The sequence below is a fragment of the Streptomyces sp. NPDC021562 genome (genome assembly GCF_040640875.1).
Classification (GTDB): Bacteria; Actinomycetota; Actinomycetes; order Streptomycetales; family Streptomycetaceae; genus Streptomyces.
This window is the reverse complement of the sequence record NZ_JBFACN010000015.1, coordinates 96363-117887: the sequence shown is the minus strand read 5'-3', so window position 1 is coordinate 117887 and position 21525 is coordinate 96363. Positions and strand designations below refer to the sequence as shown.

Here is a 21525-nt window from a genome sequence, read left to right as displayed (position 1 = left end):
GCGCGCCCGGCCACCACGGGGTGGAGTCGGCTCAGGTGAGCGTCAGGGTGAGGACTCCGGAGTACGACCCCGGAGGCGTGAACGCCGGTACGTCCAGGGAGAGTCCGGCGTCGACCGTGAACTGTCCGCCGGTGAGCGTGCCGTCCGGGGTCGACGCGAGGGTCGCTCCGGAACTGCCGACGGTGCCGGCCGAACCGGCCGCGCAGGTGCTGGGGCTGCCCGCCTTGGTCGCGCAGGCGGGCGTCCAGCTGAGTCTCCCGGCGTCGATCTTGGCGCCGGGACCGGTGAAGTCGGTGACCTTGCCGGTGAGCGACCAGCCGGCCGGTCCGCCGCGGAAGTCCTTGACGGTGACGGTCTGCAGCGCGCCCGTGGACGCCCCGCCCTGACCGAAGTCGACCGCCGACAGCGCGACGGAGTCCCCGGCCTGGGACATGGAGAGGGTCCCCGCCTTGACGGTGGTGGTCAGTTTCTGGCTGCCGGGCGGCACGGGGGTGGTGTCCTTCACGACGTAGGCGGCCGGTCCGGCCCCCAGGGCGTCGCTCCACGCACTGCCCTCGTACGCCACGATCCCGGTCGTCGTCTTGTCGTTGACGACGAGGGGGGCGCTGAAGCTGCCGTCGCTGCCCGCGGTGGCGGTCGCCGTGTCCGCGGTCTGCTGTGCGCCGGACCGCCCGGCGAGCGTCACGGTGGCGCCCGGGGTGAAGTTCTGCCCGCTGACGGTCACGCTGTCACCGGGGTTCCCGGAGGCCGAACCGAGGCTGATGGCACGGTTGTTGACCGGGGTGGAGGAGGTCGCCGTGACGGTCTGGGACACCGGGGCGGGCGGGTTGGTGACCGTGCACGGGGTGTCCAGCTCCAGGATGTAGCTGGTGTGGATGTTGTAGTCGCCGGGCGAGAGCGTGATGGCGCCCGGCGAGGTCACGGTGAACGTGCCGGTCATCGAGAACGACGGGAAGGTCCCGTAGCCGGGCACCGGGTCGTTCTTCTTCGGACCGGTCACCGTCACGTCACCCGTCTGCGCGCCGCCCAGGGTCACCTTCCCGGTCGGCGTCATGATGTCGGCCGGCAGGGCGAGGGCGGTGGGGTTGTTGGCGGCGGGCGTGACCACGGTGTAGGTCACGGTGACCGTGTCGCCGACCTTCGGGGCGGCGTTGTCCACCGAGACGGCGGCGGTGGTGGTGCCGTCGATCGGCGGGAGGCCCGCGACGGCGGGCGGGATGCAGTGCGTGGCGAAGTCGACGTTCGTCCCGGCGGCACCGGCCGGGCAGGCCAGCGCGCCGCCCGCCGTGACCGCGAGCGCGGTCGCCCCGAACAGTGAGATCCAGCGCCACCGTCGGGATCTTCGTGATCCTGGGGGTGAACCCATCTATGCCCCCTCCTGAGGGTTGCGGGCGCAGCGGCTCCTCTGCGCCGACAGGGGGCCATTGATGTGGAGGGCGCGTGAGAAGTCAATGGAGATGCCGCAGAAAACTGACGGTTCATCAGCTTCTGCGGCATCCGGAACGAACCCGTCAGCGGGCTCAGAACACGAACGGCCCGGGTGACTGGGCCGCGCTCGACGTACAGGTGACGGTGATGCCGAAGATGACCATCTTCAGCGAGCCGCCGTGGAAGTCCAGGCTGTCACCGGGGGCCACGGTGCCCGGCAGCGGGCCGACGGTGACCGGGGAGCCGGCCGCCATGGCCGGGTTCACGGTGCCGCTGAAGACCCGGTTGGCGCCGGTGGAGTTGGACATCGTGAGGGTGGAGGCGATGGAGTTCGCCGACAGGGCGAGCGGGGTGGTGATCGCGCTGGAGGTGAGCGTGAGGGTGGCCGCGGTGCCGGTCTGGGTCGCGGTGAGGGTGGCCGTGCCGCCGCCGAAGATGCCGCAGCTGGCGGTGACGGTCGCGGTGGTCGGGGTGACGGCGGCGGCCGAGGGCGCGAACGCCAGTGCCGTGGCGGCGAGTGCTCCCGCCGCGAGTGCCGCACCTGTGGTGATTCGTTTCATGGGGCAGTGCTCCCTTCCCGGTGCACGGTGCATGGGAATGCCATGTGGGGATGGTGACGCCCCCGATTCGGGTGGATGCGGGCACACCGCGGGAGGTCCTGTCCGACGCCACGCCCAGATCTGACGGCCCGTCGGAACGTACGGTCCCCATTGACGCCCCCGAGCCCGGGACCGACAAGGTTGAATTCCGGCCGACCTTTCCGCAGGGGGCGGCCGAAGGGGGGCGGGGGCTGAGCGCGCAGTTCCCCGCGCCCCTGGCGGGGCCTGACTGGTCCCACCTCAGGGGCGCGGGGAACTGCGCGAGCGGCCCCCACCCACCCGCAGCCGACCGCGCACCGGATCCCACCCGAGTCAGCGAAGCCCCGCCCCTTCCCCGACGGAGTCAGAAACTAGGCGGGGACGGTGAGCCGAACCTGCCCGTCGGCCCCCGCCAGCAGCACCGGCGTGCCCGGTCCCCCGAGATCCCGCACCGCCGCCAGGTCCTCCGCGTCGACTTCCTCGCCCCCCGAGACGATCGCCGCCGCCTCCAGCGACTCCGCCCCGGACGCCACCGCCATCGCCACCGCCGTCCGCAGCGCGCTCAGCTTCAGCGAGGGCAGCTCCACGGTCCCCGCCACATACGTACGGCCCGTGGAGTCCCGTACCGCCGCCCCCTCGGGCACCCCGTTGCGGGCCCGGGCCGAGCGGGCCAGGGTGACGATCTTGCGGTCCTCGGGGTCAAGCGCGTTGCTGTCGGTCATGCCCCGAGCATACGAAGCCCACGCTTGACCCGGTCAACCCGGACCGCCCCGCACCGGACCGGGGCCGGACCCGGTCTCAGGGCCGGTCGAGGCGCAGCCGCTCGGCCCTCGGCAGCCCGGCCACGACGAGGTCGTACGAGTCCTCGATCAGCTCCCTCACCAGCCGGTCGGGAAGCCCGCCGTCCACGGTCACGGTGTTCCAGTGCCGTTTGTTCATGTGGTAGCCGGGGGTGATCAGTCCCGCGTGGTCGGCGCGCAGCCGTACCGCGTCCTCGGGGTCGCACTTGAGGTTGACCTTGAGGGGCTTCGCGTCGATCCAGCTCAACGCGAACATCTTGCCGAGCACCTTGAACACGGAGATGTCCGGGTTGAAGGGGAAGTCCTCCTCGGCCGCGTTGAAGGACAGGCAGTGGGCGCGCAGCTGGTCCGGGGTCACTCGACCGCGTCCCCCTCCGGTTCGCCGGCGGCCGGCACCGGCTCCACCAGCACCGTCACGATCTTGTTCCGGCGGCCGGCGGCCGACTCGGCGGTCAGCGCCAGCTTGCGTCCGTCGGGGAGTTCGACCACGGCGGAGGCACCGGCGATGGGCACCCGGCCGAGCGCCTTGGCGAGCAGCCCGCCGACGGTCTCCACGTCCTCGTCGTCGTACTCGTCGAGGCCGTACAGCTCACCGAGGTCGGTGATGTCGAGGCGGGCGGTGACCCGGTACCGGTCGTCGCCGAGGTCGGTGACGGGCGGGAGCTCCCGGTCGTACTCGTCGGTGATCTCGCCGACGATCTCCTCCAGGATGTCCTCGATGGTGACGATCCCGGCCGTGCCGCCGTACTCGTCGATGACGACGGCGACGTGGTTGCGTTCCTTCTGCATCTCGCGCAGCAGGTCGCCGGCGTTCTTGGTGTCGGGCACGAAGAACGCGGGCCGCATGGCGGTGGAGACCAGGTCGGACTCGGCGTCCCGGCTGATGTGCGTCTTGCGGACCAGGTCCTTCAGGTACACCATCCCGACGATGTCGTCCTCGCTCTCCCCGGTGACGGGAATCCGCGAGAAACCGGACCTGAGGGCGAGGGTGAGGGCCTGCCGGATGGTCTTGTACCGCTCGATGACGACGAGGTCGGTGCGCGGCACCATGACCTCCCGCACCAGGGTGTCGCCCAGTTCGAAGACCGAGTGCACCATCCGGCGCTCCTCGTCCTCGATCAGCGACTCCTTCTCGGCGAGGTCGACCAGCGCCCGCAGTTCGGCCTCGGAGGCGAACGGGCCGCGCCGGAACCCCTTGCCGGGGGTGAGCGCGTTGCCGAGGAGGATGAGGAGATACGGGATCGGGCCCATGATCCTGGCCAGCGGCAGCAGCACGTACGCGGCGGCCGTGGCCGTGTTCAGCGGGTGCTGGCGGCCGATGGTGCGCGGCGAGACGCCGACGGCGACGTACGACACCAGGACCATCACGCCGATCGCGGCGAGCAGCGCCTGCCAGGTCGCCGGGATCTCCTGGAGGCACGCGTAGGTGACGAGGGCCGCCGCCGCCATCTCGCAGGCGACCCGGACCAGCAGGGCCACGTTGAGGTAGCGGGTGGGGTCGGCGGCGACCTGGGCGAGCCTGGCGCTGCCGCGCCGCCCGGACTTCACCGCCTCCTCGGCGCGGAAGCTGGAGACGCGGGCGATGCCGGCCTCCGCGCAGGCGGCCAGCCACGCGACGACGACCAGCGCGATCGCTCCGACGACGATCTGCGGACTCATACGGATACGACCCGGCCCCCGGTCAGGAGACGGTCGGCGCCGGGGACGGGCCGGTCAGGCCCTGCTCCGCGCGCCAGCCGTCCACGATGGCCGCCTGCAGACCGAACATCTCGGCCTTCTCGTCGGGCTCCTCGTGGTCGTAGCCCAGCAGGTGCAGCACCCCGTGGACGGTGAGCAGCTGGAGCTCCTCGTCCATGGAGTGCTGCGTCTCGGCCTCGGCCCCCTGCTTGGCGGCGACCTCCGGGCAGAGCACGATGTCGCCGAGCAACCCCTGCGGCGGCTCGTCGTCGTCCTTCGACGGCGGACGCAGCTCGTCCATCGGGAACGACATCACGTCGGTCGGACCCGGCAGGTCCATCCACTGGATGTGCAGCTGCTCCATGGCGTCGGCGTCCACGACGATCACCGAGAGCTCGGAGAGCGGGTGGATGCGCATCCGTGCGAGTGCGTAGCGGGCGATGTCGAGGATCGCCTGCTCGTCGACCTCGGTTCCGGACTCGTTGTTGACGTCGATCGACATGGCGCGGTGCTTGTCTACTTCCCCTTGTGCCCGGCCTTCGAGCGGCCGCCGGGGTGCGTGCCGTTCTCCGTGCCGTGCTTGCTGTCGTACTTCTCGTACGCGTCGACGATACGGCCCACCAGCTTGTGCCGTACGACATCGTGGGACGTGAGGCGGGAGAAGTGGACGTCGTCCAGCCCCTCCAGGATGTCCTGGACCTGGCGCAGACCGGACTTGGTGCCGTTCGGCAGGTCGACCTGGGTGACGTCACCCGTGATCACGATCTTCGAGTCGAAGCCGAGGCGGGTCAGGAACATCTTCATCTGCTCGGGCGAGGTGTTCTGGGCCTCGTCGAGAATGATGAAGGCGTCGTTGAGGGTGCGGCCGCGCATGTAGGCGAGCGGCGCCACCTCGATGGTCCCGGCCGCCATCAGGCGCGGGATCGAGTCCGGGTCGAGCATGTCGTGCAGCGCGTCGTAGAGCGGGCGCAGGTACGGGTCGATCTTCTCGTAGAGCGTGCCCGGCAGGAAGCCGAGCCGCTCCCCCGCCTCCACCGCGGGCCGGGTCAGGATGATGCGGTTGACCTGCTTGGACTGCAGGGCCTGCACCGCCTTCGCCATGGCCAGGTACGTCTTGCCGGTACCGGCGGGGCCGATGCCGAAGACGATCGTGTGCTTGTCGATCGCGTCGACGTACCGCTTCTGGTTGAGGGTCTTGGGGCGGATGGTGCGGCCGCGCGAGGACAGGATGTTCTGCGTCAGAACCTGGGCGGGGGTCTCCTCCGCGCCCTCCCCGTTCTCACTCGCCCGCAGCATGGCGATCGAGCGTTCCACTGCGTCCTCCGTCATCGGCTGCCCGGTGCGGAGCACCAGCATCATCTCGTCGAACAGGCGCTGGACGAGGGCGACTTCGTGCGCCTCGCCGACCGCGCTGATCTCGTTGCCCCGGACGTGTATGTCGGCCGCCGGGAAGGCCGTCTCGATCACGCGCAGCAGGGAGTCGCCGGATCCCAGCACGGTGACCATGGGGTGCTGGGCGGGAACCTCGAACTGAGCTCGGGCCTGCGGCTGCGCGGGGGTGTGAGCTGTGGGTGTCTGAGTCATGGGCCGGCGCTTAAGGCCTGCGGTTCCTCCTCATCACGGCCGCGTAGCTGAGGGCGGCCTCGCGGTATCAAGCCTACGACGCGGGACGGACAACGCCGTAGGCCTTTTCACCGGGAAGGGCGCCCCCGTTGCCGCGGTGAGCCCTGGATGCGCTCCGGTGGGCCCGGGCAGAATCCGAACGGTCGTCCGTATGTCCTGACAGCGTCCTTCGGGGTTCAGAAAGAGGGAGCCGTGCAGCTGTGTCTGCCCACGTCGGTGTCCGAGGCCCGGGAGTGCCTGGCGGAGGGGGCGGTACCGGTCGGCGGTGCGACCCTCGTGTGGGCCGCGTGGCTGCGGGACGGCTTCCCGGCCCGTGCGGTGTCCCTGCGGAAGGTGCCGGAGGCGACGGCGGCCGGGGACGGGGTGCTGGGCGGCGCGGTGCTGCTGGGCCAGGTGGACGACCGGGTGCCCGAGGTGCTGCGGCTGGCGGCGAGGGGCGTCGGCACGGGGGCGGTGCGCCGGGCGGCGACGGTGGGCGGGAACATCGCCGGGTCCAGCCTGCGGGACCTGCTGCCGGCGGCGATGGTGCTGGACGCGCGGGCCGACGTGCTCACCGCGGACGGGGTGTTCGAGGTGGAGGCGGCGGAGGTGGCGGCGAAGTCGCCGGTGCTGCTGGCGCTGCGCTGGCGGGAGCCGGTGGCGGGGGTGTACGCGAAGGTGCCGGATCCGGCGGGGGGTGAGGTGCCGAGCATCGTGGCGGTGGCGGTGGACGCGGAGGGTGTGCTGCGGGTGGCGGTGCGGGAGGGGTACGCGGTGAGCGGGGGGAGTGCGGGGGCCGACGGGGGCGGGGTGGAGGAACTGTTCGCCGGGGAGTTGTCGGGGGTGTCGGAGGGGGTACGGGGGCTGGTGCGGGAGCAGGTCGCGAGGGTGGCCGGAGTGTAGGTGGGGGCGGTGCGGTCGTCAGTCGGCTGCGGGCCGGTGGGGGCCGATCGCGCAGTTCCTCCCCCAGCCTTCGGCCGGGGGTACCCCCAGCGCCCCTAAAGGGGCACGTTTCACTCCGGTGCCCGCCCCCGCTCACCCCGCCCTGCCGAACCCGATCGTCGGTACCGCTCGGCGCAGGGGCCACGGCCTCACCTGGTCCTCGTCCGGTACCAGGCCCTCCAGGAACGCGTAGCGGCGCAGCGCCGCCGGATCCTGGCCCTCCACCGACTGGACCTCGCGCCACCACGCCCCGATCTCCGACCAGCCCGGCGCCGACAGGGAGCCGCCGAACTCCTGGACGGACAGCGCCGCCGTGAGCCCCGCGAAGGCGAGGCGGTCCGCGAGGGGCCAGTTCGCGAGCGTGCCGGTGACGAACCCGGCGACGAAGACGTCGCCCGCGCCCGTCGGGTCGAGGGCCTCCACGGCGATCGCGGGGACCTCGGCGGACTCGCCGGTACGCCCGTCGACCGCGTACGCCCCCTCCCCGCCGAGGGTGACGACCGCGAGCGGCACGTGCGCGGCGAGGGCGTGCGCGGCGGCGCGCGGGCAGTCGGCGCCGGTGTACCGCATGGCCTCCTCCGCGTTCGGCAGGAACGCCTCGCAGTACTCCAGGTCGGCGAGGTTCGCCAGGTCCCAGGCCCCGGTGTCGTCCCAGCCGACGTCACCGAAGATCAGGGTGCCCTCGGCGGCGGCGCGGGCGATCCACGGGTTGCGTGTGCCGGGCGTGAGGGAGGCCACGGCGGCGCGCGCGTGCGCGGGGTGGCCGGGCGCGTTCTGCTGGCGGAACAGGGTGTCGGCGGGCGGTTCGTGCCCGTGCGAGACCATGGTCCGCTCCCCCTCGTACGCCATGGAGACGGTCACCGGCGAGTGCCAGCCGGGCACGGTGCGGGACGGGGAGAGGTCGATGCCCTCGCCCCGCGCGAGCGTGTCCCAGCAGTACTCGCCGTAGTGGTCGTCGCCGAAGGCCGCCGCGAGGGAGGTCTTCAGGCCGAGGCGGGCGAGGGCGGTGGCCATGTTGGCGATGCCGCCGGGGCTGGAGCCCATGCCCCGGGCCCAGGACTCGGTGCCCCGGACGGGGGCGGAGGCGAGGCCGGTGAAGATGATGTCGAGGAAGACGGTGCCGGTGAGGTAGACGTCCCAGGGCGGATCGCCCGGCGCGCGCAGCCCGGCCAGCGGGTCGACCTGCGCGGCGCAGTGCGGTGTCGTTGCTCCCCTGTCGTCGTCGAGGTACTCCGGTTCCTCTCCGGCGAACGCGTTGGACGCGGTCACGGTGCGCTCCCTGACGTGGTGCGGATCCGGCCAGTGTGCACCATGCCAGGGGAGCGGCGGCCGCTTGCGTCGTACGACCGCCCGGTCGGGCACCGCGGCCCGCGCCGCTACCAGCGGGGCACGGCGGGTGTCGTCCACCCGGGTTCGGCCACCCGCATCGCCGCCGCGTCGTCGCGGTCGCGCAGCGCCCCGTCGTCGTCGAGCCACCGCTGGTGCAGCCGTCGTACCTCGACGTGGTCGAGTTCGACGCCCAGGCCGGGCGCGTCGGGGACGGTGACCCGGCCGGCGTCGAAGGTGAGCCGTTCGGTGAGGACGTCCTCGGTCTGCCAGGGGTAGTGGGAGTCGCAGGCGTGGTGGAGGTCGGGGACGGTCGCGGCCACGTGGGTCATGGCGGCGAGGCTGATCCCGAGGTGGGTGTTGGAGTGCATGGAGACGCCGACGCCGAAGGTCCGGCAGACGGCGGCGAGGTGCTGGGTGTTGCGCAGCCCGCCCCAGTAGTGGTGGTCGGAGAGGACGACCTGGACGGCGCCCCTGGTGAACGCCTCCTGGATCTCCCCGAACGTGGTCACGCACATGTTGGTGGCCAGCGGGATGTCCGTGGCCGCGGCCACCTCGGCCATCGCCGGGGTGCCGAGCGCCGGGTCCTCCAGGTACTCGAGGACGTCCCCGAGTTCCTTCGCGACCTTCAGCGAGGTCTCGACCGACCAGGCGCCGTTGGGGTCGAGGCGCAGCGGGTGGCCGGGGAACGCCTCGGCGAGCGCCCGTACGGCCGCGATCTCCTCGTCGGGCGGGAAGACCCCGCCCTTGAGCTTGAAGGAGGTGAAGCCGTGGCGCTCGGTGAAGCGGCGGGCCTGTGCCACCACCCCGGCCGGGTCGAGCGCGGCACCCCAGTCGTCGGTCTCGGCGGGCACCCCCTCGGGATGCGCGGCCCACTTGTAGAACAGGTACGCGCTGTACTCGACCGAGTCGCGCACCTTGCCGCCGAGCAGCGCGTGCACGGGCAGTCCGAGCGCCTTGCCGAGGGCGTCCAGGCAGGCCACCTCGAAGCCGGAGACCACGGACAGCCGCAGTTTGTCGGCGGTCTGCACGCCGCGCAGCCCGCCGACGTCGACCTGTGCGGAGACCCGGGCCGCGTCCACGGCGACCTCGTCGGCGAGGGTGAACAGCCCGTTCAGGTCACTGACCGGGCGCCCGCGCAGCCGCTCGGCGAACGGCCGGGCCAATTCGAGGTACTTGGTGTCGCCGTAGGTCTCGCCGACGCCGACCACCCCGTCGGCGGTCTCCACCTCCACGATCAGGCGGGGCGTGTACGGCTGGTGGACGCCCTGCGTGTTCAGCAGCGGCGGGTCGGCGATCAGGATCGGCGTCAGGCGGACGTCGGTGATCGTGAGGTTCACAGGGACGCTCCTACGAGGTCGAGTCCGGCGGTGAGCAGGGTCCGCAGGGCGGCGAGGTCGGCGGGCGAGGGGTCGGTGAGCGGGGCGCGCACCGGTCCCACGGGGCGGCCGCGCAGCCGGGCCGCCGCCTTGACGAGGGACACGGCGTACCCGGGGACGCGGTCGCGGAGTTCGACGAGCGGCACGTAGAAGTCGCGCAGCAGCTTGTCGACCGTGTCGTGGTCGCCGCCGCGCAGGGCGGCGAAGAACGCGTCGGCGATCTCCGGGGCGAAGGCGTGCACGGCGGAGGAGTAGGCGGGGACGCCGACGGTGGCGTAGGCGCGGGCCTGGATCTCGGCGGTGGCGGCGCCGTTGAAGAACAGGAAGCCGTCGGGGGCGGCGAGGGTGAGCCGCTGGAGCCGGTCGAGGTCGCTGTGCCCGTCCTTGAGCCCGACGACGCCGGGGATCCGGGCGATCCGCGCCAACGAGGCGGCCGTGTAGGCGACCTGGCCGCGCTGGTAGGCGATGAGCGGCAGCGAGGTGCGGGCGGCGAGCTGCTCCAGCTGCGCGACCAGTCCGTCCTGGGGGGCCGCGACGAGGTAGTGCGGCAGCACGAGCAGGGCGTCGGCGCCCGCCTCCTCGGCGACGCGCGCGAACCGGGCGGCCTGCGCCCAGCCGTACCCCACGCCCGCGACCACCGGCACCCGCCCGCCGGCCTCCTCGACCGCCACCGCCACGACCTGCCGGTACTCGTCCTCGGCCAGCGAGAAGAACTCCCCGGTGCCGCAGGCCGGGAAGAGGGCCCCGGGCCCGGCGGCCAGCTGACCGGCGACGTACGTCCTGAACCCCTCGACGTCGAGTGACCCGTCGGGGTGGAAGGAGGTGAGCGGGAACGACAGCACCCCGTCCGCCATCCCGTCCCGCAGTCTGCGCACCGTGCTCTCCGGCTGTCCGCCCATCGAACCCGTCTCCCCACCTGGATGGCATCTACGTATGAAGACAGAGACTAGGTATGCGAACAGTCCTCGTCAACGGCGCCCCCGGCCCCGCCCCGTACGATCTGCACATGTCCGAGACAGCAGGCGTCCGCGAGGTGAAGTCCGCGGCGCGCACGGTGGAGCTGCTGGAACTCCTCGCGGCCCGCGCCGACCGCCCGGCCCGCCTCCAGGAACTCGCGGACGAACTCGGCGTCCCGCGCAGCTCGATGTACGCCCTGCTGCAGACCCTGATCGCCCGCGGCTGGGTCCGCACCGACGCCACCGGCTCCCTCTACGGCATCGGCATCCGCACCCTGCTGACCGGCACCAGCTACCTGGACTCCGACCCGCGCGTCCGCCTCGTGCGCCCCTACCTCGACGAGGCGTCCGAGGCACTCGGCGAGACGATCCACCTGGGCCGCCTGGACGGCCCGAACGTGGTCTACCTGGCGACCCGGGAGTCCCACGAGTACCTGCGCACGATCAGCAGGGTGGGCCGCCGCCTCCCGGCCCACGCGGGCGCCCTGGGCAAGGCCCTCCTCGCGGAACGCCCCGACGGCGAGCTGCCCGAGGGCCCGTACGAGCCCCTGACCCCCCACACCCGGACGACCCGCGCCGCCCTCGCCGCCGACCTGGCCCAGGTCCGCGCCCGCGGCTGGTCGACCGACCGCGAGGAGGGCGTCCTCGGCATCACCGGCTTCGGCTTCGCCCTCCGCTACGACACCCCGGCCCAGGACGCCGTCAGCTGCTCGGTACCGGTGGCCCGCCTGACCCCGGAACACGAGGCCCGCATCATCGAGGTGATGCGCGAGATCCGGAGCCGGATCGAATCGGCGACACCAGCCGGCACAGTCGACTGGCGTTAGCAAAAAGCGCCCCTCAGGGGGCGCGAGGAACTGCGCGAGCAACCACCACCGGACCGCACCCGCCGGCACACCGCTCCCCCACGGCGCGCGGCGCTGCTACCCCCCACCCCGCCCCCGAAACCGAACATGACCCACATCACACCCCCCGCGCTTCTTCGATCCCCCCGCGCTTGATACAAATTGCCCGCGCGTTCCTGTCCCTCGACGGCCTGCGCCCAACCCCCTTGTCGAACCGCACCTTTCGCATGCCCTGGGAACGCCCGTGTCCGCCCCCCGCACCACCCCCTGGCCCCTCGTCGCCCTGTTCACGGCCGGGTACCTCGCCCCGTACCTCCTGCCGACCACCGTCGGCAGACTCGACTCCGGCCTCCCTCTCACCCCCACCGAGGCCGGTGCGATCGGCAGCGCCCTGCTGCTGAGTTCCGCGGCGGCCGGCTTCCTGCTCGCCTCCCGCGTGGACCGCTTCGGCCCCCGTACGCTCGCCCGCGCCGGCCTGCTCCTCGCGGTCCTCGGCTACGGCGGCGCGGCCCTCACCACCCACCTCCCGGCGGTCGTGGCCGGCGCGGTCGTCGGCGGCTTCGGCTCCGGCACGGTCACCGCGGTCGCGGCCACCGGAATCGCCGCCCAGAGGGACCCGCACCGCGTCACCACCCTCGGCCTGCTCGCCGTGTCCGCCCTCGCCGGCGCCGTCTACCTGACGGTCCCGCACCTCGGCCCGGGCCACGCGCAGCCCCTCGCCGCGATCGCGCTCACCGCGCTCGCGGTCTGGCCGCTCACCGCACGGCTGACCCCCCGTACCGCCAAGGCCGTCGCCGTCACCGCCGGCCCGCGCCTGCCCCACCTGCGCTCCGGCCTGCTGCTGGCCGCCGCGATGCCCTGCTGGTCCGCCGCCCAGAACTCGCTGTGGGGGGTGAGCGGCCGGATCGGCCTGAGCCAGGCGCACCTGAGCGAGGCGACCGTCGGCGCGGTGTTCGCCGTGGCGCTCGGCTTCGGCCTGCTGGGCGTGGTCGGCGCGGGCGTGCTCGGCCCGCGGCTCGGCCAGGCCCTGCCGATCGGGCTCGGCACGGTGCTGATCGCGGGCTGTATCGCGCTCAGCGCGTCCGCCGGCGACCTGACGACGTTCGCGTCCGGCGAGATCGCCTGGAACCTGCTCTACCCGGTCGTCCTGTCGTACGTCATCGGCCTGGCCGCCGCCCTGGACCCGCGGGGCCGCTGGGCGGTGCTGGTCGGGTCGGCGTCGTCGCTGGGCACGGCCGTCGGCCCGATGACCGGCAGCCTGCTGGCCGCGCGGGCGGGTTTCCCGGCGATGGGGACGGTCCTGGCGGTGGGCCTGCTCGCGGTCGCGGTACCGCTGACGGCGGTGGCGCTGCGCCGCAGGACCACCACCGTCACGACCGGCCCGGCGCTCACCGACGTCGACGAGACGACGGTACGGCTGGACGTGGCGGCCTAGGCCGGACCGGCACCGAACTCGTAGGCCTCCACCTCGGCGAGGTAGCGGGCCCGCAGTTCCTCGTCGTCGTCCAGGAAGGACGCGAGGAAGGAGTTGCGGGCCAGTTCCCGCATCTGCTCCCGGGACAGGCCCAGGGTGTCGCGCACCGCGTGGTAGTTGTCGGCGACGTACCCGCCGAAGTACGCCGGGTCGTCGGAGTTGACCGTGCACAGCAGCCCGGCCTCGATCATGGCCGGAAGGGGATGGTCGGCGAGCCGGTCGACCGCGCGCAGCCGGACGTTCGACAGCGGGCACAGCGTCAGCGGGATCCGCTCCCGCACCAGCCGCTCCACCAGCTGAGGGTCCTCCATGCAGCGCAGCCCGTGGTCGACGCGCTCCACGCCGAGCAGGTCCAGCGCCTCGGTGATGTACTCGGGCGGGCCCTCCTCACCGGCGTGGGCCACCCGCCGCAGCCCGAGTGCGGCGGCCGCCTCGTACACCTCGCGGAACTTGACCGGCGGGTGCCCGACCTCGGCGGAGTCCAGCCCGACACCGGTGATCCGGTCCAGGTACGGCTTCGCGGCCTCCAGCGTCGCCATCGCCGACTCGGCGGTGTCGTCGCGCAGGAAGCACATGATGAGGCGGGTGGAGATGCCGTGGCTGTGGACGCTCCGGCCGAGCGCCCGCCACAGGCCCTCCACGACCGTGTTCATGGCCACCCCGCGGGCGAGGTGCGCCTGCGGGTCGAAGAAGATCTCCGCGTGCCGCACGCCCTGCGCGGCGGCCCGCGAGAGGTACGCGTCGGCGAGGTCGTCGAAGTCCTGCTCGGTGCGCAGGACGGCCATCAGCTCGTAGTACAGGTTCAGGAAGGACTGCAGGTCCTCGAACTGGTACGCCTTGCGCAGCGCTTCGGTGTCCGGGTACGGCAGCTCGACGCCGTTGCGCGCGGCCAGCATGAACGCCAGCTCGGGCTCCAGGGTGCCTTCGATGTGGAGGTGCAGTTCTGCTTTCGGGAGGGGCATCAACGCATCGTACGGCGGTTTCACCTGCGCTTCGGGACCGGCACTCGGAGCAGGTCGTGGGCGACGGTCAGCTCGCCGTCGTAGCCGGCGGCCCGTGCCTGCCGTCCGAACTCCTCGGGGTCGGGGTACCGCTGGCTGAAGTGGGTCAGGACCAGGTGACGCACGCCCGCGTCGCGGGCGACGGCCGCCGCCTGTCCGGCCGTCAGGTGGCCGTGTTCCGCAGCGAGTTCGGCGTCCTCGTCGAGGAAGGTCGACTCGATGACGAGCAGGTCGCAGCCCTCTGCGAGGGCGTGCACGCCCTCGCAGAGCCGGGTGTCCATGACGAACGCGAACCGCTGGCCCCGCCGCACCTCGCTGACCTGGTCGATCGTGACGTCCCCGAGGACGCCCGCACGCTGGAGCCGGCCCACGTCGGGGCCGGTGACGCCGTGCGCGGCGAGCCGTTCGGGCAGCATGCGCAGGCCGTCGGGTTCGGTGAGCCGGTAGCCGTAGGACTCGACGGGGTGGGAGAGCCGGCGGGCCTCGAGCCGGTAGGACCGGGTGACCGCGAGGTCGCCGTCCGCGTCGACCGGGACCTCGGTGACGCCGACGGTCTCCCGGTAGGCGGTGGCGTAGCGGAGGCGGTCGAAGAAGCGCTGCCCGGAGCGCGGGTAGTGGGCGGTGACCGGGTGCGGGACCCGGTCGAGGTTGATGCGCTGGACGACCCCGGCGAGGCCGAGGCAGTGGTCGCCGTGGAAGTGGGTGACGCAGATCCGGTTCAGGTCGTGGGCGGCGACCCCGGCGCGCAGCATCTGCCGCTGGGTGCCCTCGCCGGGGTCGAAGAGGATGCCCTCGCCGTCCCAGCGCAGCAGGTAGCCGTTGTGGTTGCGGTGCCGGGTGGGCACCTGGCTGGCCGTGCCGAGGACCACCAGTTCACGTACGGACACGGTGACCTATCCGGGCGGCCACTGCAGGCCGCGGCCGCCGAGGACGTGGGCGTGGGTGTGCCAGACGGTCTGGCCCGCGCCGCTGCCGGTGTTGAAGACGATGCGGTAGCTGTCCAGCTTCTCGTCGTCGGCGACGGCCTGGGCCTCGCGCAGTATGTCGGCGGCGATCGCCGGTTCGCCTTCGGCGAGTTCGGCCGCGTTCTTGTAGTGGACCTTGGGGATCACCAGGACGTGGGTGGGGGCCTGGGGGTTGATGTCCCGGAAGGCGACGGTGGTGTCGGTCTCCCGGACGATCGTCGCGGGGACGTGGCCCGCGACGATCTTGCAGAAGAGGCAGTCGTCCTGGGGTTCCCCTGGCATGTCTTCTCCTCGCCCGGTGATCGGTTTCGGTTTTCCGGGGCATCGTATCGTCGTCGGGTGCGGGTGCGGCGGGGGCTTGTCGCGGCGTGCCCCGCGCTCCTTACGTCGGCAGCACCGGCGGCGTTTTCGCGGGACTGTTCTCCAGTGCCTCCAGTGCGAGCCGGACGGCCTCGTCCAGTTGGGGGTCCCGGCCCGCGGCCCAGTCCTGGGGGGTCTGGACGACCTCCACGTCCGGGTCGACGCCGTGGTTCTCCACTCCCCAGCCGTAACCCTCCAGCCAGAACGCGTACTTCGGCTGGGTGACCAGGGTGCCGTCGACCAGGCGGTAGCGGCTGTCGATGCCGATGACGCCGCCCCAGGTGCGGGTGCCGACCACCGGGCCGATCCCCAGGGCCTTGATCGCCGCGTTGACGATGTCGCCGTCCGAGCCGGAGAACTCGTTGGCGACGACGACCACCGGTCCCCGGGGCGCGTCCTTCGGATAGCTGAACGGCCGCATGCCGCGCGGCAGGTCCCAGCCGACGATGCGGCGGGCCAGTTTCTCCACCACGAGCTGCGAGGTGTGCCCGCCGCGGTTCTCGCGGACGTCCACGACGATGCCCTCGCGGGCCATCTCCACGCTCAGGTCGCGGTGGATCTGGGCCCAGCCGGGCGCCTGCATGTCGGGGACGTGGAGATAGCCGAGGCGGCCGTCGGACGAGGCGTGGACGTGGGCGCGGCGGTCGGCGACCCAGGCGTGGTAGCGCAGCGGCTCCTCGTCGGAGACGGGTACGACCACGGGGTGGCGCAGGTCGCCGCCGCCGGCCGGGGACACGGTCAGTTCGATCGCCTTGCCCGCGGTGCCGACGAGGAGCGGGCCGGGGCCGGTCACCGGGTCGACGGGGCGGCCGGCGACGGCCACGACCGCGTCGCCGGGGCGCACCGCGGCGCCGGGTGCCGCCAGCGGGGAACGGGCGCCGGGGTCGGAGGTCTCGGTGGGCAGGATCCGGTCGATGCGCCAGCTGCCGTCCTCGTGCCGGGAGATGTCGGCGCCGAGCAGGCCCTGGCGGGCGCCGCCGCCGTAGCCGCCGCGCGGGGTGACGTAGGCGTGCGAGGTGCCGAGTTCGCCCTGCACCTCCCACAGCAGGTCCACCAGGTCGTCGTGGGTGGCGCACCGGTCGACGAGCGGACGGTAGCGGTCGAGGACGCCGGCCCAGTCGACGCCGCCGAGGTCGGACCGCCAGAACTGGTCGCGCATGATGCGGCCGGTCTCGTCGAACATCTGCCGCCACTCGGCGGCCGGGTCGACGCTCGCCCGGATCCGGGTCAGGTCGACGGTGATGTTGGTGTCGCTGTCGTCGTCGCCCGAGGCGCGGCGGTCGCTGGGTACGACCCTGAGCTTGCCGTCGGCCCGGAGCAGGACGCGTTTGCCGTCGCCGCTGACCTCGAAGCGGTCGGCGTCGGAGGCGAGGTACTCGATGCGCTGCTGGGCGAGGTCGTAGCGCTCCAGCTCGGTCCTGGGCGCCGGGTCCTCGGGGTGGGCGCGGGAGGCGCCGAGGACACCGCGCACCGGGTGACGCAGCCACAGCACGCCGTCCTTGGCGGCGCGCAGCCCGGAGTAGCGGCCTGCCTCCACCGGGAACGGCACGATCCGGTCGGCGAGGCCCTCCAGGTCGATCCGGGTGACGGGGGTGCCCTCGGCGTCCGGGGTCTCGTCCTTGTCGGGGGTCTCGAAGGGGCGGCCGTGGCGCTGCGGGCCGAACGGCGAGGGGGTGGTGGCCGCGAGGGTGATCAGGTGCGGGCGGTCGCCGACCACGAAGGCCAGGTCGAAGACGTGCTCGTCGTAGACCGGGTCGAAGGAGCGGGTGGAGAGGAAGGCGAGGTGTTTGCCGTCGCGGGTGAAGACGGGGTCGTAGTCGCGGAACCGCAGCGGGGTGGCCTCGGTGACGGTCAGGTCGGTGGTGTGGGCGATGCGCAGCTGGCACAGCCCGCCCGCGCCGGGGTGGGACCAGGCGAGCCAGCCGGAGTCGGGGGAGAACGCCAGCCCGGACACGTCGCCGTCCTCGCTGCGGTCGACCTCGCGGACCTCGCCCGTCTCACGTTCGACGAGGAGCAGCCGCCCGTCGTGCGCGGCGACCGCGACCCGGCCGCCGTCGGGGGCGACGGCGAGGTCCAGGACCCGGCCGAGCTGTCCGCCGGCGAGCCGGCGCGGGGTGGAGCCGGGGGCCGGGCCGGTGGCGGGCGCGAACTCCAGGGCGTCCTCGCCCTCGGCGTCCGTCACCCACACCACCCATTCCTCCGTGTCCACGCGGAAGGTGACGGGCAGCCGGGCCCGCACCCCGGGCCGGGCGGCGAGGGCGCGCGCCGGACCGGACCGGTGGGTCACCCAGTGCACGCCGCCGCGCACCAGGACGGCGCTGCCGCGCGCGGTGTGGTCGGGCGAGGCGGCACCGAACCAGCGGGCCGCGTCGACCGGGTACGGCTGCCGGTCCACCCGCTGCCCGCCGAGCCGGACGTCCAGCGGGCGCGGCTCGGCGCCCTCCAGGTCGTCCAGGAGCCAGAGTTCACCGGCCGAGGCGTAGACGACGCGGGTGCCGTCGCTCGCCGCGTGCCGGGCGTAGAAGCCGTCGAGGGGAGTGTGCCTGCGCAGGTCGGAGCCGTCGGCCAGGGAGGAGTACAGCGCCCCGGTGCCCTCGTGGTCGGAGAGGAACGCGATCCGGTCGCCGACCCATTCGGGGCACTCCAGGTTCCCGTCGAGTTCGGCGTGCAGCCGGACGAACTCGCCGTCGCCCTCCCGGTCGATCCACAGCTTCCCCGCCGTACCGCCCCGGTACCGCTTCCACCAGGCCGCCTCGCGGCCCATCGGCGCGGACAGCAGCACCGTGGCGGGCCCGTGGGCCACGTGCCCGACCGGGCCGTACGGAAGGACGGTGGACGGTCCGCCGTCGAGCGGGACCGCGTGGGCCCAGCTGCGCCGGAGGCTGGACTGACCGTAGGTGGTGATCGCGAGGACCCGTCCGTCGCCGGTCCAGCCGCGCACCTGGGTCCGGGAACTCCCCCAGTGGGTCAGGCGGGTCGAGGGGCCGCCGTCGACGGGAGCGATGTGGATCTCGGGGGCGCCGTCGCGGGTGGACGTCCAGGCGACCGTGGTGCCGTCGGGCGAGACGCGCGGCACGGTCACCGGCACGTTGTCGGCGCTGACCCGCCAGGCCCGGCCGCCGTCGAGGGGCGCGAGCCACACGTCGTCCTCGGCGGTGAAGGCGATCAGTTCACCGTGGACGTGGGGAAACCGGAGGTAGGACCGCGGTCCTGTCGCTGCACCCTGAGTCACCCGCTCAGCCTATGCACCCGGGCCCGCCCGCCGCGGCCGATTTCGATCACTTGCCCTGCACGGGCCAGCACGTGGGGTCCCCCTGACACCAGATCGTCCTCGTCACGGTCACGGTGGGGCCGGGCCGCTGCCCGTAGGTGGGGGGCCGGTAGGTGCTGTACCCGGGGCCGGGCGTGGCGTCGCAGTTTCCGAGGCCGTTCACCCGGAACCACTCCTTGCCGCCGACCTTCGCGACGAGGTCGCCGCGCACACAGGCACCGCTGACCGCCTTGGTGACCCGGCCGGTGACGGTGATCGCCCGCCCGTCCTTGGTCCTGCCCTTGCAGTCGACGGAGACGACGGTGGTCTCGGTCGCCGAGGGCGTCCGCGCCGACGAGCCGGACGTGCCGGCCGTGCCGTAGCTGCCGGTGCAGGTGAGCCAACTGACGTCGACGTGCTGCCGTTTCAGCTCGGCGGTGGCCGTCTGGTCGGTGGTGTACGCGACGGTCGCGGTGTTCAGGTCGCTCGGCCGGCAGCCCGCCAGGACGCCGACGGCGACCACCGCGAGCCCCGCCGCGGCCGCCGCCCTGCTGCCGCCCGGCCGGCGCCAAATCCGCCTCAATGCCCCCATGGAGGGCAGCCTGCCACCGTCCCGGCCGTGGCGGTAGGGGGCTTACGGCCACTCACGTGTTCGGGACCGTCACCCTTCAGGTGCGCAGCAGCAGCCACTCCTGGAGCTCCACCAGGTTCCCCTCCGGGTCCTTCAGGTGGGCGACCCGCATCCGCTGCGTCATCGGCGCAGGCCCGTGCACCAGGACCGCACCGCGTCCGGTGATCTGCTCGCAGTAGGCGTCGAGGTCGTCGACGCGCAGCACCACCAGCGAACGGTGCCCGGTCGCCGCGTCCCCCAGTTCGCCCAGTATCTCGGCCATCATCGCCCGGTCCTGCAGGGCGATCCCCGCGGACCCGGCGTGCGGACTGAACTTCTCGTACGGCCCCTCGCTCGCCCCCGACTGCGGCTTCAGCCCGAGCACGTCGGAGTAGAAGCGGTAGCAGGCGGCGAAGTCGGTGACCAGGAGCCGGACTTGGGCGAGTTCCACGGCGCGTTCCCCCAGGAGGTGGTGCGGGTGCGGTACGGCTGGCGTGCGGTCAGGACCACCGGCCGGTGCGGCCCAGCAGCAGGGCCGCGGCCGCGGTGCCGGCGGTCGACGTACGCATCACCGTAGGCCCCAGGGTGTACGCCCGCGCACCCGCCTCCTCGAACAGCGCCAACTCGTCCCGGGCCACGCCCCCTTCGGGCCCGACGACCAGCACGATCTCGCCCTCGGCGGGCAGTTCGGCGGTGGCGAGCGGCGCACTGTCGTGCTCGAAGTCGGAGTGCAGCACGGCGCCGAGGGCGGCGCCGGCGAGCAGCGCCGCGACCTGCTTGGTGGTCGCCGTGTCCGCGACCTCGGGGAAGCGCACCCGCCGGGACTGCTTGCCGGCCTCGCGGGCGGTCGCCCGCCACTTGGCGAGCGACCTGAGCCCCCGGTCGCCCTTCCACTGGGTGATGCACCGGGCGGCCTGCCAGGGCACGATCGCGTCGACGCCGACCTCGGTCATGGTCTCCACGGCGACCTCCCCGCGGTCGCCCTTGGGCAGCGCCTGCACCACGGTGATCCGGGGCGCGGGCGCGGGTTCCTCGGTCACCGCGCCCAGGCGCACCACGAGCCGGTCCTTGCCCTCGGCGGCGATCACCTCGCAGACGGCGTGGCGTCCGGCGCCGTCGGTGAGCACGACCTCCTCGCCGGCCTCCAGCCGCTTCACGGAGACCGCGTGCCGCCCCTCGGGGCCGTCCAGGACGTACGGGCCGCCGCCCCGAGCGGAGTCCACGGGGAACCGTTCGACGACGAACACGGGCGCTGTCATCGCCCCTCCTTCTTGGTCGACAACGCTGTCGACGCGGCCGCGAGTTCCTCGGCGAGGGTCTCCACGAGCCGGCCGGCCGGCAGCTCCCGGGCCAGCCGGTGGCCCTGCCCCGCCCACAGCGCCATGCCCTGCGCGTCCCCGGCGCGGGCGGCGGCCTTGCGCAGCGGGGCGGTGAGGTGGTGGACCTCCGGGTAGGCGGCGGGCGCGTACGGGCCGTGCTCCCGCAGGAAACGGTTGACCAGGCCGCGGGCGGGCCGCCCGGAGAACGCCCGGGTCAGCTCGGTGCGCGTGAACAGCGGGTCGGTCAGCACCCGCTTGTGCACGTCGGGGGCGCCGGACTCGGGGGTGGCCAGGAAGGCCGTGCCCAGCTGGGCGGCGCTCGCGCCCGCCGCGAGCACGGCCGCGATCTGGCTGCCGCGCATGATCCCGCCCGCGGCGACCACGGGCAGGCCCACGGTCTCCCGGATCTGGGCGACCAGCGCGAGCAGCCCGATCCCGGAGCCGTCGTTCTCGGGGACGTCCCGGTGGGTGCCCTGGTGGCCGCCGGCCTCGATGCCCTGGGCGATCACCGCGTCCGCGCCGGCCCGCTCGACGGCGAGGGCCTCCTCGGCCGTGGTCGCGGTGACGAGGGTGAAGGTGCCGGCCCGGCGCAGCGCGTCCAGGGCCTCCCGGCTCGGCACGCCGAAGTGGAAGGAGGCCACGGCCACCGGGTTGTCGAGGAGGACGGCGAGTTTCGCGTCGTACCCGTCGTCCCGGCCGCTGTCCGGGTCACCGAGCTCGGTCCGGTACCAGGCGGCCTCACCGGCCAGCTGGTGCGCGTAGAGGTCCACGGCCCCGGACTCCGCGTACTCCGGCTGCGGCATGAAGAGGTTCACGCCGAAGGGGCGGCCGGTCAGTCCCCGCAGTTGCTTGATCTCCTGGTACATCCCGTCGGCGGTCTTGTACCCGGCGGCCAGGAACCCCAGTCCGCCCGCCTCGGACACGGCGGCGGCGAGCTGCGGACCCGAGGCCCCGCCCGCCATGGGGGCCTGCACGATCGGAAAGCGGCAGAGATCGGTCAGTGCGGAGGACAT

21 protein-coding genes are annotated in these 21525 nt (G+C 73.2%); 3 read left to right on the top strand and 18 right to left on the bottom strand.

All coding sequences use genetic code 11. The features are described from left to right. Window positions 1–31: 31 nt before the first annotated feature. The 7 genes from AB0G52_RS23990 to AB0G52_RS23960 form a co-directional block, all read right to left on the bottom strand. A complete protein-coding gene (locus tag AB0G52_RS23990; protein ID WP_361338413.1) occupies window positions 32–1366 on the bottom strand; it encodes a beta-xylosidase in 1335 nt (444 codons plus the stop codon). A 154-nt stretch (window positions 1367–1520) separates the two neighbouring features. Continuing rightward, a complete protein-coding gene (locus tag AB0G52_RS23985) occupies window positions 1521–1988 on the bottom strand; it encodes a hypothetical protein (protein ID WP_132886705.1) in 468 nt (155 codons plus the stop codon). Between the two features lie 389 nt (window positions 1989–2377). Continuing rightward, window positions 2378–2728 (bottom strand): cytidine deaminase, encoded by a 351-nt coding sequence (locus AB0G52_RS23980; protein WP_132886706.1) that lies wholly within the window; start codon window positions 2726–2728, stop codon window positions 2378–2380. A 76-nt stretch (window positions 2729–2804) separates the two neighbouring features. Next, the gene (locus AB0G52_RS23975; RefSeq protein ID WP_132886707.1) at window positions 2805–3164 is read right to left on the bottom strand and encodes an MmcQ/YjbR family DNA-binding protein; all 360 of its coding nucleotides are present in this window, start codon (window positions 3162–3164) and stop codon (window positions 2805–2807) included. Then, window positions 3161–4465: a hemolysin family protein gene (locus AB0G52_RS23970; RefSeq protein WP_132886708.1), complete on the bottom strand. Its 1305-nt coding sequence runs from the start codon at window positions 4463–4465 to the stop codon at window positions 3161–3163. Before AB0G52_RS23970 ends, AB0G52_RS23975 begins: the two co-directional genes overlap by 4 nt. Before the next feature lie 22 nt (window positions 4466–4487). Further along, window positions 4488–4985 carry an rRNA maturation RNase YbeY gene (gene ybeY, locus AB0G52_RS23965; RefSeq protein ID WP_132886709.1) on the bottom strand — a complete coding sequence of 166 codons (498 nt, stop codon included), beginning with the start codon at window positions 4983–4985 and terminating at the stop codon, window positions 4488–4490. A 14-nt stretch (window positions 4986–4999) separates the two neighbouring features. After that, window positions 5000–6067 carry a PhoH family protein gene (locus AB0G52_RS23960; protein WP_132886710.1) on the bottom strand — a complete coding sequence of 356 codons (1068 nt, stop codon included), beginning with the start codon at window positions 6065–6067 and terminating at the stop codon, window positions 5000–5002. 231 nt (window positions 6068–6298) lie between these two features. On the opposite strand from AB0G52_RS23960, the gene AB0G52_RS23955 reads away from it, so the two are divergent. Beyond that, complete coding sequence (locus AB0G52_RS23955) at window positions 6299–6988, top strand: FAD binding domain-containing protein (RefSeq protein ID WP_361338409.1); 690 nt, start codon at window positions 6299–6301, stop codon at window positions 6986–6988. Between the two features lie 132 nt (window positions 6989–7120). Here AB0G52_RS23955 and AB0G52_RS23950 read toward each other — a convergent pair whose 3' ends face one another. The 3 genes from AB0G52_RS23950 to AB0G52_RS23940 form a co-directional block, all read right to left on the bottom strand. Then, window positions 7121–8200, bottom strand: coding sequence for a PfkB family carbohydrate kinase (locus AB0G52_RS23950; RefSeq protein ID WP_361338635.1), 1080 nt, complete (start codon window positions 8198–8200; stop codon window positions 7121–7123). A 203-nt stretch (window positions 8201–8403) separates the two neighbouring features. Continuing rightward, the gene (locus tag AB0G52_RS23945) at window positions 8404–9693 is read right to left on the bottom strand and encodes a glucarate dehydratase family protein (RefSeq protein WP_132886713.1); all 1290 of its coding nucleotides are present in this window, start codon (window positions 9691–9693) and stop codon (window positions 8404–8406) included. After that, on the bottom strand, window positions 9690–10631 hold the full coding sequence (locus AB0G52_RS23940; protein ID WP_132886714.1) for a 5-dehydro-4-deoxyglucarate dehydratase: 942 nt from the start codon (window positions 10629–10631) through the stop codon (window positions 9690–9692). Before AB0G52_RS23940 ends, AB0G52_RS23945 begins: the two co-directional genes overlap by 4 nt. Before the next feature lie 107 nt (window positions 10632–10738). Between AB0G52_RS23940 and AB0G52_RS23935 the strand changes: the two genes are divergently transcribed. Together AB0G52_RS23935 and AB0G52_RS23930 are read left to right on the top strand one after the other, a co-directional pair. Then, window positions 10739–11515 carry an IclR family transcriptional regulator gene (locus AB0G52_RS23935; protein ID WP_132886715.1) on the top strand — a complete coding sequence of 259 codons (777 nt, stop codon included), beginning with the start codon at window positions 10739–10741 and terminating at the stop codon, window positions 11513–11515. A gap of 262 nt (window positions 11516–11777) precedes the next feature. Continuing rightward, window positions 11778–12968: an MFS transporter gene (locus AB0G52_RS23930; RefSeq protein WP_132886716.1), complete on the top strand. Its 1191-nt coding sequence runs from the start codon at window positions 11778–11780 to the stop codon at window positions 12966–12968. On the opposite strand, the gene AB0G52_RS23925 is transcribed toward AB0G52_RS23930, so the two are convergent. The 8 genes from AB0G52_RS23925 to AB0G52_RS23890 form a co-directional block, all read right to left on the bottom strand. Next, window positions 12965–13969: an adenosine deaminase gene (locus AB0G52_RS23925; protein WP_165939239.1), complete on the bottom strand. Its 1005-nt coding sequence runs from the start codon at window positions 13967–13969 to the stop codon at window positions 12965–12967. The two genes, AB0G52_RS23930 and AB0G52_RS23925, sit on opposite strands and share 4 nt — an antisense overlap. Window positions 13970–13989: 20 nt before the next feature. Continuing rightward, window positions 13990–14895 (bottom strand): ribonuclease Z, encoded by a 906-nt coding sequence (locus AB0G52_RS23920; protein WP_361338405.1) that lies wholly within the window; start codon window positions 14893–14895, stop codon window positions 13990–13992. Between the two features lie 6 nt (window positions 14896–14901). Further along, complete coding sequence (locus AB0G52_RS23915; RefSeq protein ID WP_132886719.1) at window positions 14902–15255, bottom strand: histidine triad nucleotide-binding protein; 354 nt, start codon at window positions 15253–15255, stop codon at window positions 14902–14904. A 100-nt stretch (window positions 15256–15355) separates the two neighbouring features. Next, window positions 15356–18565 carry a S41 family peptidase gene (locus AB0G52_RS23910; RefSeq protein WP_361338403.1) on the bottom strand — a complete coding sequence of 1070 codons (3210 nt, stop codon included), beginning with the start codon at window positions 18563–18565 and terminating at the stop codon, window positions 15356–15358. 46 nt (window positions 18566–18611) lie between these two features. Next, window positions 18612–19175, bottom strand: coding sequence for a hypothetical protein (locus AB0G52_RS23905; protein WP_361338401.1), 564 nt, complete (start codon window positions 19173–19175; stop codon window positions 18612–18614). Between the two features lie 76 nt (window positions 19176–19251). Continuing rightward, complete coding sequence (locus AB0G52_RS23900; RefSeq protein WP_132886721.1) at window positions 19252–19644, bottom strand: VOC family protein; 393 nt, start codon at window positions 19642–19644, stop codon at window positions 19252–19254. A gap of 49 nt (window positions 19645–19693) precedes the next feature. Continuing rightward, a complete protein-coding gene (locus AB0G52_RS23895; protein ID WP_132886722.1) occupies window positions 19694–20452 on the bottom strand; it encodes a 16S rRNA (uracil(1498)-N(3))-methyltransferase in 759 nt (252 codons plus the stop codon). Then, window positions 20449–21525, bottom strand: a complete 1077-nt coding sequence (locus AB0G52_RS23890) for a nitronate monooxygenase (protein ID WP_361338398.1) — start codon at window positions 21523–21525, stop codon at window positions 20449–20451. The genes AB0G52_RS23895 and AB0G52_RS23890 overlap by 4 nt, the downstream gene beginning before the upstream one ends.

Bases quoted from the DNA above. Each gene is read 5' to 3' on its own strand.
- AB0G52_RS23990 (WP_361338413.1), bottom strand. From the start codon at position 1,366: ATGGGTTCACCCCCAGGATCACGAAGATCCCGACGGTGGCGCTGGATC.
- AB0G52_RS23985 (WP_132886705.1), bottom strand. From the start codon at position 1,988: ATGAAACGAATCACCACAGGTGCGGCACTCGCGGCGGGAGCACTCGCC.
- AB0G52_RS23980 (WP_132886706.1), bottom strand. From the start codon at position 2,728: ATGACCGACAGCAACGCGCTTGACCCCGAGGACCGCAAGATCGTCACC.
- AB0G52_RS23970 (WP_132886708.1), bottom strand. From the start codon at position 4,465: ATGAGTCCGCAGATCGTCGTCGGAGCGATCGCGCTGGTCGTCGTCGCG.
- ybeY (WP_132886709.1), bottom strand. From the start codon at position 4,985: ATGTCGATCGACGTCAACAACGAGTCCGGAACCGAGGTCGACGAGCAG.
- AB0G52_RS23960 (WP_132886710.1), bottom strand. From the start codon at position 6,067: ATGACTCAGACACCCACAGCTCACACCCCCGCGCAGCCGCAGGCCCGA.
- AB0G52_RS23940 (WP_132886714.1), bottom strand. From the start codon at position 10,631: ATGGGCGGACAGCCGGAGAGCACGGTGCGCAGACTGCGGGACGGGATG.
- AB0G52_RS23935 (WP_132886715.1), top strand. From the start codon at position 10,739: ATGTCCGAGACAGCAGGCGTCCGCGAGGTGAAGTCCGCGGCGCGCACG.
- AB0G52_RS23925 (WP_165939239.1), bottom strand. From the start codon at position 13,969: ATGCCCCTCCCGAAAGCAGAACTGCACCTCCACATCGAAGGCACCCTG.
- AB0G52_RS23915 (WP_132886719.1), bottom strand. From the start codon at position 15,255: ATGCCAGGGGAACCCCAGGACGACTGCCTCTTCTGCAAGATCGTCGCG.
- AB0G52_RS23905 (WP_361338401.1), bottom strand. From the start codon at position 19,175: ATGGGGGCATTGAGGCGGATTTGGCGCCGGCCGGGCGGCAGCAGGGCG.
- AB0G52_RS23895 (WP_132886722.1), bottom strand. From the start codon at position 20,452: ATGACAGCGCCCGTGTTCGTCGTCGAACGGTTCCCCGTGGACTCCGCT.
- AB0G52_RS23890 (WP_361338398.1), bottom strand. From the start codon at position 21,525: ATGTCCTCCGCACTGACCGATCTCTGCCGCTTTCCGATCGTGCAGGCC.